Consider the following 18,620-nt stretch of genomic DNA (forward strand, 5'->3'; position numbering starts at 1 on the left):
AAATTTAAACATGAAGAAAATAATATATATATCACTACTAGCAATCACAGCTGTTTTTACATCTTGTGAATTAGATAGAAGTCCCTTCACAGAAATATCCGCAGATGATTTATTTAAAGATCCTGGAGCCGCCCAATCTGCTACTCTTGGTAATTATTTGTTTTTAAAGGGTGATAAAGGATATGATGGTTGGTCAGACGATTTACATAGAATGTCTGAATATTCTGGAGATAATGTAATGATAAGTGGTGGAACAACAGATGCCCTATTTTTCTTTTACAACTACCAAAGAACTCAAAACAACTCAAGAAATAATAGATTTTGGAGTAATTCTTTTAAAGCTATTGTTGGTACAAATAGAGTTATAGAGAGCTTAACAGAAGGTAGCTCTGCAGAAGCAGATCAAGTAATTGGAGAAAACTATTACATTAGAGCACTCGTATTTTTCCAAATGGGTAATGTTTTTGGAAAACCTTATAACCAAGGTGTTTCAAACCTATCAATTCCTTTAAAATTAACTTCGGATATTACAGATTTACCAGACAGAAATACGGTTGGTGAAGTGTATGACCAAGTAATTGCAGATTTATTAAAAGCAGAAGCTTTAATGAATGAAAACAAAAGTGCTTCTTTTGCTACTAAAGAAGCGGCACAAGCATTATTATCTCGTGTATATTTATATATGGAAGATAATACAAAAGCCATAGAATATGCCGATAAAGTAATCAACTCCGGGCGTTATTCACTTTTACCTTCTAGCCGTTTTGCTGTAATGAATACATTAGCTCCGGCAGAAAACGAAGAGGCAATTTTTTCTATTACTTTAACCAAAGATATTGATATTCCTGGAACTGAAGATTGGTATACAATTGGCTCTTTTTACGCAACGATAGACGGTGTTGGTTGGGGAGAAATGTATGCTTCTCAAACCTATCTAGAATTGGTAAATAAAAATGCAAGTGATTTAAGAAAAAGTTTTATAGAACCACAATATTTATTAGATGCTAATGGTCAAAAAATTCCGGCGGTATATTGGGTAGATGATACCTATACATACCAATTTAGACGTACTACAAATACAGGTGGTGTAATTACTTTACAAGATGATGAAATTACATACCCTTTACTATCTGAAACAGTAGCTGGTAAAACACAACATTACTTTGTAGGAGCTACCGGACGACAAGATGTAACTTTTGATTTTGATATGGACAAACGAAATGGGTATCCAAAATTCTTTATCCTTAAAGCATCTCAACAAGAAAACGATTTACACCTTTGGTCTCCAACAGTATCTCGTTTAGCAGAAATGTACTTAAACAAAGCCGAAGCGTTGGCCAAACAAGGAGCTACACAAGCTGCCCTAGATGAAGTAAATGTTTTACGTACAAGAGCTACAGTTCCTACATACACAACGAGTACTATTCCTGTAGGAAAATCAATATTAGATGTTGTTTTAGAAGAACGTAGATTAGAATTAGCTTATGAAGGTCATAGAAAATTTGATGTATATAGAAATGGAAAAACAATGAATAGAAAGTATCCTGGTACGCACTTAAATAATTCAAATCCATTTTATGAAATAGAGGCTAATAACAATGTTATTATAGAATTTATTCCGGAACAGCAAATATTAATACAACCAACTTTAATTCAGAATGATTAGTAAAAAAACCTCACAAGGTATTTTGAAAACGATAATGAAGATTTGGAACACTTAAAATAAATGAAATTTATGAAAACAAAAATCATACAAAGAAAGATAACACTCTCTGTGGTTGCATTATTTTCAATTGCCATATTAGCAATTACATATTCTTGCACACCAGATGCAGTACTTATAGACACGAGTCTTAAACTACCTCCTGTACCTTTAGATACAACAGGTTGGGTAGTTACAAATTACACTAGTCAAGAAGATCAAGACGGAGAAGGAGAAGGAAACGGAAGAGTTTTTAATACGTTTGATGGTAACCCAGATACCTTTTGGCATACTTGCTGGAATGGTTGTACCGCAGTACCTCCTCATTCTTTTGTTATAGATATGTTATCTGTAAAAGAGATTAGTGGTATTATTTTTACACAAAGACAATCTCTTTCTAGAAACATTGAAACTTGTTCTATAGAAATTAGTGATGACAATACTACCTGGACTTCTTTAGGCGAATTTTCTTTAGAAAAAGTAAAAGTAGGACAACAAAAAGAATTAGAAGAAGTAGTTGCTGCTCGTTACATTAGACTGAATGTAATAACAGTTTATGACGGTTCTAACAACGCTGCTTTAGCTGAGTTTGCACCTTACTTTTAAAATATAGTTCCCCCTTTTTTTTAAAGCCAAGGCTACATCTTTTGTCTTGGCTTTTAAATACCTTTTTTAACTAATTTAATAAACGTAAACAATTTTGAGAACCATAGCCCTAAAATATTTAAGCGCACTTGTTATAGTATTTAGTGTTTTTTCATGTTCTAAATCTGTAGATAGTTTAGGTTCAGAAAAAATGTTTACAAAAGTACCTTCGGATATTTCTGGAGTAACTTTTCAAAATAAAATATTAGAATCAGAAAGACTGCATTACTATAAATATCAATACATTTATATTGGTGGTGGCGTTGCTGCTGCCGATTTTAATAATGATGGCTTAGAAGATTTATTTTTCACATCCAACGTATATCACAATCAATTATTTATCAACAAAGGCAATTTTAAATTTGAAGACATCACCTTAAAAGCTGGTATTGTAAAAAGACCAGGTTTTGATGTAGGTGTTTCTGTAGCCGATGTTAATAATGATGGTTTCTTAGATATTTATATCAACCGAGCAGGTTGGTACCAAGGAGATGAAAAATTAGCCAATATGTTATACATAAATAATGGCGATCTTACTTTTACAGAGCAAGCTCAAAAATATGGTTTAGCAGATACTAATAAATCTATAAATTCTACTTTTTTCGATTATGATAAAGATGGAGATTTAGACGTGTATATTGCAAATGCTCCTTCAGATTTTGGTTTAACAGGAAAAATTATAGACTTAGATAAAATTGAAGGAAGCGAACAAACGAAAAGCTTAAGAGGTAGCGATAGATTGTATCAAAATGATGGAAATGGTCATTTTACTGATGTTTCTAAAGAAGCCGGAATTAAACTAGACATTGGCTTTGGATTAAATGCACAAGTTGGCGATTTAAACAATGATGGTTGGGATGACATTTATGTTTCTAACGATTTTATTACGCCAGATTTTGCCTATCTAAATAATGGCAATGGTACTTTTACTGAAGCTAGAAATGACTTATTTAAGCACATTTCTTACTATAGTATGGGTAGCGATATTGCAGATATTAATAATGACGGACTCACAGATTTAATGGTGTTAGATATGAGTCCCGAAGACTATGTACGTTCTAAAACCACCATGTCTATGATGTCTATAGACCGTTTTCAAGAAATGGTAGATGCAGATTATCACCACCAATACATGCACAATGTATTGCAAATAAATAACGGAAATAATACCTATAGCGAAGTCGCTAACATCTCTGGTATAGCAAGTACAGACTGGAGTTGGTCTACGCTGTTTGCAGATTTCGATTTAGATGGTTATAATGATATTTACGTTACAAATGGTGTGTACAGAGATGTGGTAGATAGAGACACCAACAAAGAAATTGATGCATATATTAAAGAAAATAAAGCAAAACTAAGTGAAGAAGATTTCTACAAATTCACTCAGAAATTACCACAACAAAAATTAACCAACTACTTTTTTAAAAACAACCAAAAAGGACAGTTTAGCAACACTACAGAAGATTGGGCAAGTGAAGCACCAACTTTTTCTAACGGAGCAGTTTATGTAGATTTAGACAACGATGGCGATTTAGATATTGTTACCAATAATTTAGATGAAGACGCTACTATTCTAAGAAATAACACCAGAGAAACCAGTAATAAAAACTACTTAAACATTAAGTTTAAAGGTTCTGATAAAAACAAATTTGGTGTAGGTACAAAGGTTCAATTATTTCTAAATAACGACGAAATAATTACAAGACAATTAATAAATGCTAGAGGATATCTTTCTTCTATGTCTAACATTTTAAATTTTGGTATTGGAGAAAACACCACAATTCCAAAGTTAGAAGTTACATGGTATAATGGTAAAAAACAGGTTTTAGAGAACGTAAAAGTCAATCAGACTTTAACCATCAATTATGCTGAAAGCTCTGAAATTTCAAAAGTAGAAAAACCAGTAATTACAAAAATATTTACAGAAGAAGCTTTTAATTTTTCTCACAAAGAGATTCCGTATAATGATTTTGATAAACAAGTATTGTTACCTCATAAGTTATCTCAAACCGGACCAACAATAGCAAAAGCAGACTTAAATAATGATGGTTTAGACGATCTTTTTATAGGAGGTGCCCACCTACAAGAAGCACAATTATTAATTGCTCAAAAAAGTGGAGGTTATACATCAATTGCAATTGCTGATTTTAAAAAGGATAGCAAATATGAAGATGTTTCTGCTTGCTTTTTTGATGCTGATAATGATGGAGATTTAGATGTATATGTGGTTAGCGGAAGTTATGAATTTACAGAAGGATCGGACCTTTTAGAAGATAGATTGTACATCAATAATGGAAATTTTAAATTCAGAAGAAATACTACTAAAATTCCATCTATAAAAACAGCAGGTGCTGTTGTAAGAGCTGCCGATTATGATAATGATGGAGACATCGATCTATTTGTAGGAAGTAGAGTTGTTCCTGATAAATATCCCTACGCTCCTACTTCTTATCTTTTGATAAATGAAAAAGGTGTATTTAAAAATAAAACGGCTACTATTTCTCCAGAATTAGTAACTATTGGTATGGTTACAGATGCGCAATGGGCAGATATTGATAATGACAATGATATCGATTTAATTGTTACCGGAGAATGGATGGGGATTGAAGTCTTTGTAAATGAAGACGGAAAACTATCTGAAAATAATTCTTATGCTAGTTTATCATCAGCCAAAGGCTGGTGGAATACCATTGTAATTGAAGATATTGATGGTGATGGAGATAAAGATATTGTTGCTGGTAATTTAGGACTGAATTATAAATTCCATGCTTCTAAAGAAAAATCTTTTCATGTATACACACATGATTTTGACAACAATGGTACAGAAGACATTATGTTGGCTAAATACTACAATAACAAACAAGTACCCGTTAGAGGAAAAGGCTGTACTGCACAACAAATGCCTTATTTAAAAGATAGAATAAAAACCTACAACGAGTTTGCAAGCAAAGACATTGGAGGCATATTAGGTGCTAATTTTTCTGAATCGTTACACTACGAAGTAAACGAATTTCAATCTGGAATATTTATAAATGAAGGTGCTGGTAATTTTAATTTTAAGCCATTTCCTTTAGAAGCACAAAGAGCTCCTATAAACAGCATTCTTTTTGATGATTTTGATGGCGATGAAATTAAAGATCTTTTAATGGCAGGAAATAACCATTTATCAGAAATAGAAACTACGCGTGCAGATAGTGGAATTGGTGTTTTCTTAAAAGGAAAAAAACAAGGTGAGTTTGAATTTTTTGTAAATACAAAAACTGGTTTTTTTGCTGATAAAGATGTTAGAGCACTAAAAAAAATAAAAACAAATGCCGGTACATCTGTAATTGTAATCAACAATAATAGCAACCACCAAAAGTATAATACAACCAAATAAATTTAGCAATGAATATATTAAATAATCAATTTAGAATTAATAAAACCTTACTATTATTTACAGTTGTTACATTATCTGTATTTTTATATTGCTCATGCTCTGCTGCAGAAAGTGCCACGCCAGAACCTGTAGACCCTAAAGATGCTGTAACCAGTTTATCCTTTACTAAAACAATACCAATTGGTTCTAATAGTTGGGTTATTGATAATTTAGCGCAAGATCTAGCAATTATTTCTGCAGACGGAATTCATAACTGGTCATCAACAGATGATGTAATTCGTACGTACGTAAATACAGGAGCCGGAACTTTAGATGTTGGTTTCAGTGCAAAATCTGAAGATGGAACATCAAAAATAAAAGTTACAGTAGGTACTATAACAAAAGAAATTACACTTACCTCTACAGAATATACAACAATAGATGTTGGCTCTTTTACAGTGCCAGCAGGATATAATTATATAGAAATTAAAGGAATCTCTAAATCTGGTACTTATATTGGCGATATTAACAGCTTACTTTTAGGTGGTTCTGCAATAAGTTCTACACTTAACTTTAACCCAACAACCAATCAGCATTTTGGTAGAAGAGGTCCTTCTGTTCATTTAAACTACAATCTGCCAGAGAACAAAGAAATTCAATATTTTTATAATGAAGTTACAGTTCCTGTAGGACAAGATAAGTTAGGTTCTTTCTTTATGGTAAATGGGCATGCAGAAGGGTATTTTGGTTTACAAGTAAATTCTGATACCGAAAGACGTGTATTATTTTCTATTTGGAGTGCTTTTAGTACAGACGATCCAAACCAAATTCCGGATGATTATAAAGTAACTAGTTTAGGACATGGTGCTGGCGTAACGGTTCAAGATTTTGGAAATGAAGGTTCTGGAATACAGAGTTTTAAAAATGTAAATTGGAAAGCAGGAGTTACCTATAAATTATTATTAAAAGCAGAACCTTCTACAGAAGTGTCTGGTTCTACAGATTATACAGGATACTTCTTTAATCCTGATACAGCTAAATGGGAGTTAATAGCTTCTTTAAGAAGACCAAAAACAAGTACCTATATAAAAAGACCTCATTCTTTCTTAGAAAACTTTAACCCAAGTACTGGTTACAAAACAAGACAAGGAGAATACGGAAATCAATGGGCGTATTCTACTGATAAAATTTGGACAGAAGTTACTACCGCCAAATTTACTGCAGATGCTACTGCAGCCGCAGGAGATAGAGTAGACTTTTCTGGTGGAGCTAACGGAAATAAATTCTTTTTAAAGAATTGTGGTTTCTTTAATGATACTGTTACTCCGGGTACAACTTTTACGAGAACCGTAAGCGGAACAGCGCCAAACATCAATTTTTCTACTTTACCAATACCAACACCACCTACAACAGTAACGGTATCTTTAATTGACAGAAGTAATTGGTCTATTAAAGATTTTAGTACAGAAGAAGCTGTAGGAGAAGATGGGACAAATAATGGCTTAGCTTCAGATGTATTAGATGGAGATTTAGCAACTTATTGGCATTCTTGTTGGAACGGAGATTGCGGTACTGCTGCTTATCCGCATCATATTACAATTGATATGGGAACAAGTACAGAAATTGCCGGTTTACAATTTAATCAAAGAGATAATCTTTCTAGAACAGTGAGCACTATTTCTGTAAGTGTGAGTGTAGATAATACTAATTGGATTGCATTAGGAGATTTTAATTTAGCAAATTCTACTGACAATCAGAATATAGATTTTGAAAATTTACAAACTACAAGATACATTAAAATCTCCATGAATTCTGCTCATGATAATGACCGATTTGGTGCATTAGCAGAAATTAAAGGATATACATATTAGTTTTTTTTTTTTTTGAATTATGTTTGGAATAAAATCTTAAGTACATTTAAGGTTTTATTCCTTTTTTTAATTTTAGAAGCAGTAAAACAAATAGTTACTGTACTTACAAAAAAGATGCAAGTAAAATGTAATTAGAAATTGTAAGTTCGTTGCCAGAAAGTATAAATGATGCTGCTGCAAGACAAGATTAAAAAAGAAAACCAGAATAGAATTTAGATAGCACTTCTAAAATAATGAAAGAAAAATACAGTTTAAATACTGTAAAATAAAAGATACACGATGTACGGAAGCATAAAAGAGAATTTACAAAAAGAATTACAAGCCATTAAAGACAATGGTTTATTTAAAGAAGAACGCATTATTACAACCTCTCAAGATGCCGTTATAAAAGTTTCTACAGGAGAAGAAGTAATTAATTTTTGTGCCAATAACTACTTAGGCTTGTCTAATAACAAAGAAGTAATTCAGGCAGCCAAAGACACGTTAGATTCTCATGGTTTTGGTATGTCTTCAGTTCGTTTTATTTGCGGAACCCAAGATATTCATAAAGAATTAGAAGCTAAAATTGCCCAATTTTTTCATTGTGAAGACACCATTTTGTACGCTGCCGCTTTTGATGCTAATGGAGGAGTTTTTGAACCTTTATTATCTAAAGAAGATGCAATCATTTCCGACTCCCTAAACCACGCTTCTATTATAGACGGAGTTCGTTTGTGTAAAGCAGCTCGTTACCGTTATAACAATAACGATATGGTTTCTTTAGAAGAACAGTTAATTGAAGCCAACAAACAAAACCATCGTTTTAAAATAATTGTTACAGACGGTGTATTTTCTATGGATGGTGTTGTTGCCGAGTTAGATAAAATTTGCGATTTGGCAGATAAATATGATGCTTTGGTAATGGTAGATGAATGCCATGCATCTGGTTTTATAGGTAAAACTGGTCGTGGTACTATTGAACTAAAAAATGTACTTGGCAGAGTAGATATTGTTACCGGAACTTTAGGAAAAGCTTTGGGTGGTGCAATGGGTGGTTTTACTACTGGTAAAAAAGAAATTATAGAAATGTTACGTCAGCGTTCTAGACCTTATTTATTTTCAAATTCTTTGGCTCCTGCAATTGTTGGTGCCTCTTTAAAAGTTTTTGAAATGATAGAAAATGATACTTCTTTACGAGATAAATTAGAGGAAAACACCAATCGTTTTAGATCTAAAATGGAAGCAGCAGGTTTCGATTTAGTGGGGGCAGATGCTGCAATTGTACCCGTTATGCTGTATGATGCAAAATTGTCTCAAATTATGGCAAATCAATTATTAGAAGAAGGTATTTATGTAATTGGTTTTTTCTTTCCGGTAGTACCAAAAGACAAAGCAAGAATTAGAGTACAATTATCTGCAGCGCATACAAAAGAACATATAGATAAAGCGGTAGCTGCATTTATTAAAGTAGGTAAAAGATTAAATGTAATTAAATAAAACACACTCAAATTAAATTTATCATTTTGAAACAAATCGGTAACTTACTGCTACTTTTAATATTTCCAACGTTACTATTTGGACAAATAGATAGCACAAAATCTAAACTTTCTTTTCAGGGTGATTTTAGGTTTAGAGTAGAACAAGATTGGAGTTCTCGTAAAAGCGACGGAACTTATAGAAACGATAGAACAAGGTTAAGATATAGGGCACGTTTTGGTGTAGAGTATCAATACAAAGATTGGCTTTCTTTTGGGGCTAGATTGCGTACTGGAGATCCAAAAAAGCAGCAAGACCCTCAATTAACACTAGGTGATAGTTTTAAAGAATTTGGAACTTTACCTATTTCTTTTGAAAAAATATATGTAAAATTTAACCATAAATGGTTTTCTTCTTGGCTTGGAAAAAATGCCTTTCCTTTCGAAAAACAAAATGAATTATTTTGGAGTGATAATGTGTTTCCAGAAGGAATATCTTTAAGTGGTTCCTTTAATTTAGAAGGTAATTTTATAAACGCTTTGCAAGTAAATACAGGCCATTTTATTGTGGCTTCTAATGGATCTTCTTTAGACAAAGATGCTTCGTTTCAAGGAATTCAGGTGGTTACAACCCATTTACAAAAAAGGTTAAAGCTTTTTCCTTCGTTTTACTATTTTAATAATATTCCAAATATTCCTGATGGTAATGAAACTTTTGTAATGGATTACGCCATTTTACATATAGGTGCAAAATTTATAATTGTGCCAGAAAAACAAATTACAGCTGGTTTCGATTTTTATCAAAACGTAAAAAATTATGATAACAACCCTACTATTTCAAAAGAAATTTCGAATCAAAAACAAGGAATGATCACGAGTCTAAGTTTTGGAAACCTTAAAAAATCTGGAGATTGGAAACTGAACTTCACCTACTCTTTTTTAGAAAAATTTGCAGCGGTAGATTTTTTTGCACAAAACGATTGGGCAAGATGGGATTATTCTTCACAAGGTTCTAATGACGGAAGACTTACAAATTTTAAAGGATTAGAGGTTATGGGTGGTTATGCCATCAACCAAAGTATGAACTTAAAATTGAGAGCTTTTTTTGTAAATCAAATTGTTCCTTTGGGTATAGAAAAAGAAAATGGAAACCGAGTTCGGTTAGATTTTAATATTAAATTTTAAAAGAAATTTAGAACCTCTCTAATTTTAAAATTCCAAAAGAAGTTGGAGTATGAAAATTAGGAGTTTCTGTATTTGGGTTTACCCAAGTAATCCAAGTTGGTAAAAATGTACCTTCTTTTTGTTTGTGGTACTTTGCTCTGTAAATACCTGTTTCTATAATTCCATTTTTTAACAAATTTAATGCTTCTAAAGATTGAAGTGAGATGGCAATTTCTACAATAAAATTCGTTTTATTGATAGACGATTTTACAAAGATATCCTCACTTGGCCAACTCCAATTAAAATCGAAATTTTTGTTCGGCTTTGCTTTAAAATCCATAATTCTTCCTGCAGTATCAATCTCTAAACAGTAATACGGATTTATAAAAGCATCACTTCTAAAAAACAACTCTACCCTATCGGAAACATTAATACTGTCATTCTTATTTTCAGATAAATGAAGATGTCTTAAAGAATCGTTCACTATAAATTGAAAAAATATTTTTTCTGAATTATAGACAGCCTTAAATGTTGTTTTTTTTATCACATTTCCATTCCAAGGTGATGTAAAGTCAATTAAAGAATCGGCCTTATTCCATATATTGTTATTTCCGTCTCCAGAAATTACAATATCATTTTCTTCACTATATTTTACGGAGTATGTTTTCAATTTTCTAAATAAGTTTCTAAGTTTTCTGCTGTAATAATATCTATTGGCAACAAGCTTTTTGTTGGTATTTCTTTATTAAAAAGAAAGAAATCAACTAAATAATTTATACCTAAATACACCTGTTTTTTAGGGTTCTGATGAATTAAAAAATGAATGATATTGTCTTTTAAATACTGAATATTTTCTTCCAATAAATCGTAACCAATCAATTTTACGTGATTTAAATTTTTACTTTGGATGAATTCTGCAACCTCAAAAATTTTAGAAGTGGTTACAAATATGGCATCCGAAGTAAAAGACTCAGAAAATATAGCCTCTAGATTATTTGCAAGGTCAGATTGTTTAGAGTTATGCGTTACAATTTTATAATTAGCATTTTTTATTTCATCAAAATACGCTCTAAAGCCTTTTTCCTTTTCTTGCATGTGAATGGAATTATTAAAATCTTCATCGACATGAATAATAGCAATCGAAGCATTTTTTTTAACAATCATTTGCAACAATTCTGCCGCTATTCTACCACTTTTAAATAAATCTTGACCAACAAAATTCTTTGTATTTTCTATTTCTAATTGATTATTAAACTTACTAACAATAATATTTTTAAGTGCATATTTATTAATAATAGCTACCGTTTCCTTATAGAATAAAGGAGCTAATAAAACAGCATCCGGAGATAATTCTAATACTTTATTATTAACCTCTACAAAAGAATACACATCATTAGGATGAAAAAAGAAGGACTCTATAAAAATACCAAAAGACGCAAATTCATTTACTGCCTCTACAATACCCTGGTAACATGGAAGCCAAAAAGCATCTTTATTATAATCTGGCAAAACAACACAAATATGGTAATCTTTGGTGTTCTTTAAACTTCTAGCTAGTAAATTAGGCTTGTAATCTATTTCATTTAAAATAGCAGTAACCTTTTCTAAAGCTATTGCAGATACTTTACCTCTTTTATGAATAACTCTATCTACCGTTCCTTTAGATACTCCTGCTAATTCTGCTATGTTTTTAATAGTATATTTCTTCATCAAAGCAAATATATATCTTTTCGTCTTAATAAATGTGTTCGAGCACATTTTATTACTATTCTCTTGGTAACACAAAATAATATATATATTTTTGTTTCAATCAGAAACCATTGAAACTTAACAAAAACATTAATACTGACTAAATATCAACTAATTATGAATGAAAACAAGAAACCTACACTAGTTATTTTAGCAGCAGGAATGGGAAGTCGTTACGGAGGCTTAAAACAAATGGACAGTTTTACTAAAGAAGGAGATACTATTATAGATTTTTCTCTTTATGATGCCGTTCACGCTGGTTTTGGTAAAGTAGTATTTATTATTCGTAAAACTTTTGAGAAAGAATTTAAAACTATTTATAATTCAAAATTAGCAGGTAAGATAACTATAGAATATGTCTTTCAAGAATTAGAAAACGTACCTAAAAAGTACAGAAATCCAGAAAGAGTAAAACCTTGGGGAACAGGGCATGCTTTATTAATGACAAAAGATGTGGTAAAAGAAAATTTTGCCATTATAAACGCAGACGATTTTTATAGCAGACAAGCTTTTGTTGCCATTGCAGAAAAGCTAAGAAATACAGATAAAAATAGTTATAATTTTAGCATGGTAGCTTATTCTTTAAAAAATACAATTTCAGAAAACGGTTATGTTTCTAGAGGAGAATGCACTGTTGATAAAGACGGTTTTTTAACAGATGTTACAGAAAGAGTAAGAATTGAAAAAATAGACGGAATCCTAAAAAGTGAAGATGATAACGGAGAAATGGTTCCTATTGATGAAAACACCACTGTTTCTATGAATTTTTGGGGTTTTACTCCTAAATGTTTTGAGTTTGGAGACACCTTATTTTTAGACTTTTTAGAAAAAAATAAAGAAAACTTAAAAGCAGAGTTTTATTTACCAACCATTGTAAATACCATGTTGGCGTCTAAAAAAGCATCTGTAAAAGTAATAGAATCAGACTCTAAATGGTTTGGAGTTACCTATAGTGATGATAAAGAAAAAGCACAATTAGAGATTAATAAACTAAAAGAAAACGGAGTGTATCCAACTAAATTATGGAACTAATATGAAAGCAGAAACGATTATCTCTATTTTTAACGAATTCGATCATCAATTTAATTATAAAAGTCATTCAGAATTAAATTCTGGGCATATAAATGATACTTTTTTAATAAAAACAGATGGTGATACGAATTACATACTCCAAAGAATCAATCAGATTGTTTTTAAAGATGTTCCGGGGTTGGTAAACAACAAAGTATTAACAAGCAATCATATTAGAAGCAAATATTCAAACGCATCAAACGAAGCATTAAATAAGACAGTTTTAAGTTTTATAAAAGAAAAGAATAGTAATTCTTATTATCACAAAGAAGGTGTAAATTTCTGGAATGTGATGATTTTTATTGATGATAGTGTGACCCATGAAATTGTAAAAGATGAAGAAATAGCCTACGAAGGCGGAAAACTTTTAGGAGACTTTTTAAACTTAACTTCAGATTTTGACAGCAGCCAATTAATAGAGGTGATTCCTAATTTTCATAACATGGCTTTTCGTTTTAAGCAGTATGCTTCTTCTATACAAAGTGCCTCTAAAAATCGCTTAACCAAAGCTGCAGATTACATACAAATAGTGGCAGATTTAAAGGAAGAAATGCACATTCTTCAAAATTTAAAAGATGCAGGTGAAATTCCTATAAGAGTTACACATAACGATACAAAAATATCTAATTCGTTATTTACAGAAGACAATAAAGGAGTTTGTATGATAGATACAGACACCGTAATGCCCGGTATTATTCATTATGATTTTGGCGATGCTATTAGAACAATTTGTAACACAGCCGCAGAAGATGAAATAGATTTATCTAAAGTAGAATTCAATTTAGACTATTACAAAGCATACGAAAAAGGATTTTTAGAAAAAACCAAAGATTCATTAACAGAGATAGAGTTAAAACATTTGCCATTAGCAGCAAAAACAATGATTTTTATAATGGCACTGCGTTTTTTAACAGACTACTTAAATAATGATGTTTATTACAAAACCAGTTACCAAGAGCATAATTTAGACAGAGCAAAAAATCAATTTAAATTGATAAAAAGTTTTTCTAAAAAAATAAGTCTATAAATAATTATACCAACTAAATCACCTATTAAAATCTCTTATATATGTCTAATCAACAAACTTTATCAAAAACAAATTATACAATTCCAATTGCAATAATAGCAGGGTTATTTTCTATTTTCGGTTTTGTAACTTGGATTAACGGTGCCTTAATTCCGTTTATGAAAACTTTAAATGAGTTAACGGAGGCGCAATCCTACATGGTAGCTTCTGCATCCTATATATCATTTGTTGTAATGGCACTACCATCATCTTATATCATAGGAAAAGTAGGGTATAAAAAAGGGATGTCTTTGGGTTTATCAATCATGGCTATTGGTGCATTAGTATTTATTCCAGCAGCTGAATCTCAAACATATTGGTTGTTTTTAACAGCAATATTTATTCAAGGAACCGGAATGACTTTATGTCAAACAGCTGCTAATCCATACATTACAATTATAGGACCTATTGAAAGTGGAGCAAAACGTATGGCGCTAATGGGTATTGCAAACAAAAGTGCAGGTGCTTTAGGTTCTTTAGTTTTTGGAGCTCTTTTATTATCTGGAATTGATGAAGTTAAAGAAAAAATAGGAACCGTTTCTGCTTTAGAAAAAGAACAATTATTAGCAACCATGGCAGATAGTGTGATTACACCTTATATAGTAATGGCAGTTGTACTATTCATTTTTGCTATTTTAATAAGAAAAGCTCCCTTACCAGAAGTTGAAGCAACAGAGGAAGAAGTTGAAGATGACGTTAAAAATGAGGAAACTACAAAAACAAGTATCTTTCAATTCCCACATCTTTGGTTAGGAGTACTTACATTGTTTGTATATGTTGGTGCAGAAGTAATAGCCGGAGATTCTATTATAGCTTATGGTTTATCTCTAGGAATACCAGCTGCAGATGCTAAATTCTTTACATTGTTTACGTTATCTGCAATGGTAGTAACGTATGCACTAGGAGTATTCCTTATTCCAAAATACCTAAAACAAGATACAGCCCTAAAAATAAGTGCCATTCTTGGTATTATTTTTAGTTTTTGTATACTATCAACTACAGGTTTTACCTCTGTTCTATTTGTTGCATCCTTAGGTATTGCAAACGCCTTAGTTTGGCCTGCAATATGGCCTCTAACATTAAATGGGCTAGGTAAATTCACTAAAACTGCATCTGCTTTATTAATTATGGCAATTGCAGGAGGAGCTGTTATTTTACCATTATACGGAAAATTAGTAGATGCAGGAAAACATCAATTAATGACAAGCGGATTAGAAGAAGCAGAAGCAATAGCAACAGCTTCTACCAGTAGTTATTGGATTCTAATTCCTTGTTATGCCATTGTACTATTTTTTGCAATATGGGGACATAAAATTAAAAACTGGAGCAAATAAATAAAGTAACTTTTCAAAGAAACAAATAACAAATTATGTTAAAAAGCACTATAGACAAAGCAACAGGTTTCGAAAAAAGATTCGAAAATATTGGAACTATCGTATATGAAGATTCTACATCAGCAGCAAAATCAATTGCACAAGAAATTGCGAGCCTTATTAAGGTAAAGCAGTCTCAAAAACAACCTTGTATTTTAGGTTTAGCAACAGGTTCTTCACCAAAAGGACTATATGCAGAATTGGTAAGATTACATAAAGAAGAAGGTTTAAGTTTTAAAAACGTAGTGTCTTTTAATTTAGATGAATACTACCCAATGGAACCAGATTCTATAAACAGTTATGTGCGTTTTATGCAAGAACAACTGTTTAATCACATAGATATTTTACCAGAAAACTGTCATGTACCAGACGGAACGTTATCAAAAGCAGCTATTAGAGATTATTGTGATCAATATGAAGCAAAAATTGAAGCTTTAGGTGGTATCGATTTGCAAATTTTAGGAATTGGAGGAAATGGTCATATTGGGTTTAACGAATCTGGATCTCTTCAAAATTCTAAAACAAGATTGGTTGCTTTAGACCATATTACAAGAGTTGCAGCTAGTGGAGATTTTTCTGGTTTAGAAAACACACCAAGAACAGCAATTACTTTAGGTGTTAAAAAAATAATGGAAGCTAAAAGAGTCATTTTAATGGCTTGGGGAGAAAGCAAATCTAATATTATAAAAGCCTCTGTAGAAGATGAGGTTACAAGTTTAGTACCTGCTTCTTATTTGCAAGAACATAGAAATGCAACTTTTATTTTAGACCAAGCAGCAGCTTCTAAATTAACAAGAATCAATACGCCTTGGTTGGTAGAAAAAATAGTTTGGACAGACACGCTTACTAGAAAAGCAGTTTTAAGTTTAGCACTTTATTTGAAGAAACCAATTTTAATGTTAACAGATGCCGATTACATAGAAAATGGAATGAGCGATTTGTTGGCAGATTCGGGGCCTGCGTATGACATCAACATAAAAATATTTAACAAATTACAAAATACTATTACCGGTTGGCCAGGTGGAAAACCAAATGCAGACGATAGTAAACGACCAGAAAGAGCTGAACCCGCTAAAAAACGTGTCTTAATTTTTAGTCCGCATCCAGATGATGACGTTATTAGTATGGGCGGTACTTTTAAACGATTACATGAGCAAGGCCATGAAGTACATATTGGATACCAAACCTCTGGTAATATTGCAGTTGCAGATGATGAAGCATTGCGTTTTGCAAGTTTTGTGTGTGATTATAATGATAAATTTGGAATTGATAATTCTGAAGCAAATGCAATCTACAAGAAAGCAGCAGACTTTTTAAAGAACAAAAAAGCGAGCGAAATAGATACTGCAGAGGTTAGATACATTAAAGGATTAATTAGAAAAGGAGAAGCAAGAGCAGCCAGTCATTTTATAGGGTTACCAGATACTCAAATCCACTTTATGGAATTGCCTTTCTATGAAACCGGAGCGATAAAAAAGAACCCAATTGGAGTTGGAGATGTAGAGATAACCAAAGAATTAATCGAAAAAATTAAGCCGCATCAAATTTATGCAGCTGGAGATTTAGCAGATCCACACGGAACTCATAAAGTGTGTCTAGATGCAATTTTTGCAGCTGTTAGAGCCCTAAAACCTAAAAAGTTTATGAAAGACTGTTGGGTTTGGTTGTACAGAGGTGCATGGCAAGAATGGGGCATTGATGAAATAGAAATGGCCGTACCAATGGGACCAGACCAAGTTCTAGAGAAAAGAAAAGGAATTTTTAAGCATCAATCTCAGAAAGATGGTGTTGTTTTTCAAGGTGCAGACAGTAGAGAATTTTGGCAACGTGCAGAAGACCGAAATAGAGAAACCGCAGAATTATATGACCAATTAGGCTTGTCTCATTACGCAGCTATGGAAGCATTTGTAAGATGGCATTATTAAAAAGTAGATTACTTTAATATCAAAGTATAAAAGAAACAAAAAAAAACCTCAACTGTAAAAGTTGAGGTTTTTTAATTAAATAGCTAAAAATGATACTAACTTAATCAGTTAAAACTTTTGATGAAATTCTATCTATTTAAATGAATTTTATTATAAAAATCAATATAAATGATCTTATTGTGACGAGTCCTTTAAAAAAAGAAACGTTTTTTTTGTTACTAATCTAGTTCTATAATTTTCAACAAATCTAAAGGATGTTCTAAAATATGTGTCGCTCCACCTTCTATCAATCCTTTTTTATCCCTAAAACCCCAAGACACGCCAACAGGAAGCATATTTGCATTTTTAGCTACCAAAATATCTACGTCTGTATCACCAACAAAAATGGTTTCCTCTGGTTTTACTTGTATCTCCTCGCAGATTTCTAAAGCTACTTTCGGGTTTGGTTTTTTATCAACCTCAACCTTCAATCCTAAAACAGGACTTAAATAATCTGGCAACAAAAAGGCCGATATTTTTTTAGTTAACGTATCTTCTTTATTAGAAAGTACACTTACTTTAATATTTTTTGTTTTTAACGCTTCTAATAACTCTAATATACCTTCATAAGGTTTTGTTTTATTTGTGCAAACCTCACTGTACACCTGCATCATATCTATAAGACATTCTTCTACTTCTTCCGTTTTAGGTTTTGCATCTGGTAACGCTTTAATCACTAAACTTTTAACACCACTGCCCACAAAAGTTTTATATGTTTCATAATTATAGGTAGGATATTCGCGTTTTTTAAGCACAATATTCATCGCATCTGCAATATCTTTAATTGAGTTTACGAGCGTTCCATCTAAATCGAATATAACAGCTTTATACTTCATTTTTTTTTGATAAAATTACTAATAATATCATGATTCTAGGACGAAAACGCACTAGACTTTTCTATATTTTTCAAATAATATATCATCATTAGTATATATTAAAAAGACGTAAGACCGCTAATCTAAATGACAAAAAAAAAGACATACTAAACAAGCAGAATTGTCCATAAAAAAAATAGTCTTATTCTTTTGTTTTAACCTCAAAACATAAAAAATTCGTGAATTAGTGGCTTTTTTTATGCTAAATGCATTCCACCCAACTCAAATATGCACACAACAAAACCACCACAGTTTGTCACTTCGAGTTTAGGAGAAGTCTCATAACAGTGATACCACAGCAATATTTACAAACTTTATGTGATTCCTC

13 protein-coding genes are annotated in these 18,620 nt (G+C 31.7%); 10 read left to right on the plus strand and 3 right to left on the minus strand.

Annotated elements, in window-relative coordinates:
• The first annotated feature begins 10 nt into the window (after positions 1–10).
• The 6 genes from KV700_RS10355 to KV700_RS10380 all read left to right on the plus strand — a co-directional run bounded on the left by KV700_RS10355 (position 11) and on the right by KV700_RS10380 (position 10,215).
• Positions 11–1,666: a RagB/SusD family nutrient uptake outer membrane protein gene (locus KV700_RS10355; protein ID WP_218597840.1), complete on the plus strand. Its 1,656-nt coding sequence runs from the start codon at positions 11–13 to the stop codon at positions 1,664–1,666.
• 69 nt (positions 1,667–1,735) lie between these two features.
• Positions 1,736–2,308 carry a discoidin domain-containing protein gene (locus KV700_RS10360; RefSeq protein WP_218597841.1) on the plus strand — a complete coding sequence of 191 codons (573 nt, stop codon included), beginning with the start codon at positions 1,736–1,738 and terminating at the stop codon, positions 2,306–2,308.
• 94 nt (positions 2,309–2,402) lie between these two features.
• The gene (locus tag KV700_RS10365) at positions 2,403–5,726 is read left to right on the plus strand and encodes a VCBS repeat-containing protein (RefSeq protein WP_218597842.1); all 3,324 of its coding nucleotides are present in this window, start codon (positions 2,403–2,405) and stop codon (positions 5,724–5,726) included.
• An 8-nt stretch (positions 5,727–5,734) separates the two neighbouring features.
• On the plus strand, positions 5,735–7,576 hold the full coding sequence (locus KV700_RS10370) for a DUF3472 domain-containing protein (RefSeq protein WP_218597843.1): 1,842 nt from the start codon (positions 5,735–5,737) through the stop codon (positions 7,574–7,576).
• 279 nt (positions 7,577–7,855) lie between these two features.
• The gene (kbl, locus tag KV700_RS10375; RefSeq protein ID WP_218597844.1) at positions 7,856–9,052 is read left to right on the plus strand and encodes a glycine C-acetyltransferase; all 1,197 of its coding nucleotides are present in this window, start codon (positions 7,856–7,858) and stop codon (positions 9,050–9,052) included.
• Positions 9,053–9,078: 26 nt separating this feature from the next.
• Positions 9,079–10,215 (plus strand): putative porin, encoded by a 1,137-nt coding sequence (locus KV700_RS10380; protein ID WP_218597845.1) that lies wholly within the window; start codon positions 9,079–9,081, stop codon positions 10,213–10,215.
• Between the two features lie 7 nt (positions 10,216–10,222).
• Here the strand turns inward: KV700_RS10380 and KV700_RS10385 are convergent, their stop codons facing one another.
• Positions 10,223–10,864, minus strand: coding sequence for a carbohydrate-binding family 9-like protein (locus tag KV700_RS10385; protein ID WP_218597846.1), 642 nt, complete (start codon positions 10,862–10,864; stop codon positions 10,223–10,225).
• Entirely contained in the window at positions 10,861–11,904 is a 1,044-nt protein-coding gene (locus KV700_RS10390) for a LacI family DNA-binding transcriptional regulator (protein WP_218597847.1), read from the minus strand. The genes KV700_RS10385 and KV700_RS10390 overlap by 4 nt, the downstream gene beginning before the upstream one ends.
• 156 nt (positions 11,905–12,060) lie before the next feature.
• Here KV700_RS10390 and KV700_RS10395 point away from each other — a divergent pair, with 156 nt between their 5' ends.
• Genes KV700_RS10395 through nagB form a run of 4 tightly spaced genes read left to right on the plus strand, consistent with a single transcriptional unit; the run spans position 12,061 to position 17,378 of the window.
• Positions 12,061–12,975, plus strand: coding sequence for a sugar phosphate nucleotidyltransferase (locus tag KV700_RS10395; protein WP_218597848.1), 915 nt, complete (start codon positions 12,061–12,063; stop codon positions 12,973–12,975).
• 1 nt (position 12,976) lies between these two features.
• Positions 12,977–14,041, plus strand: coding sequence for a phosphotransferase enzyme family protein (locus KV700_RS10400; RefSeq protein WP_218597849.1), 1,065 nt, complete (start codon positions 12,977–12,979; stop codon positions 14,039–14,041).
• Between the two features lie 41 nt (positions 14,042–14,082).
• Complete coding sequence (locus KV700_RS10405) at positions 14,083–15,414, plus strand: sugar MFS transporter (protein ID WP_166385973.1); 1,332 nt, start codon at positions 14,083–14,085, stop codon at positions 15,412–15,414.
• A 35-nt stretch (positions 15,415–15,449) separates the two neighbouring features.
• Positions 15,450–17,378: a glucosamine-6-phosphate deaminase gene (gene nagB / locus KV700_RS10410; RefSeq protein ID WP_166385975.1), complete on the plus strand. Its 1,929-nt coding sequence runs from the start codon at positions 15,450–15,452 to the stop codon at positions 17,376–17,378.
• Between the two features lie 218 nt (positions 17,379–17,596).
• On the opposite strand, the gene KV700_RS10415 is transcribed toward nagB, so the two are convergent.
• On the minus strand, positions 17,597–18,253 hold the full coding sequence (locus KV700_RS10415; RefSeq protein ID WP_218597850.1) for an HAD family hydrolase: 657 nt from the start codon (positions 18,251–18,253) through the stop codon (positions 17,597–17,599).
• Between the last annotated feature and the right edge of the window lie 367 nt (positions 18,254–18,620).

Origin of the sequence: Polaribacter sp. NJDZ03 (assembly GCF_019263805.1) — a bacterium.
In the GTDB taxonomy this organism is placed as follows: Bacteria; Bacteroidota; Bacteroidia; order Flavobacteriales; family Flavobacteriaceae; genus Polaribacter.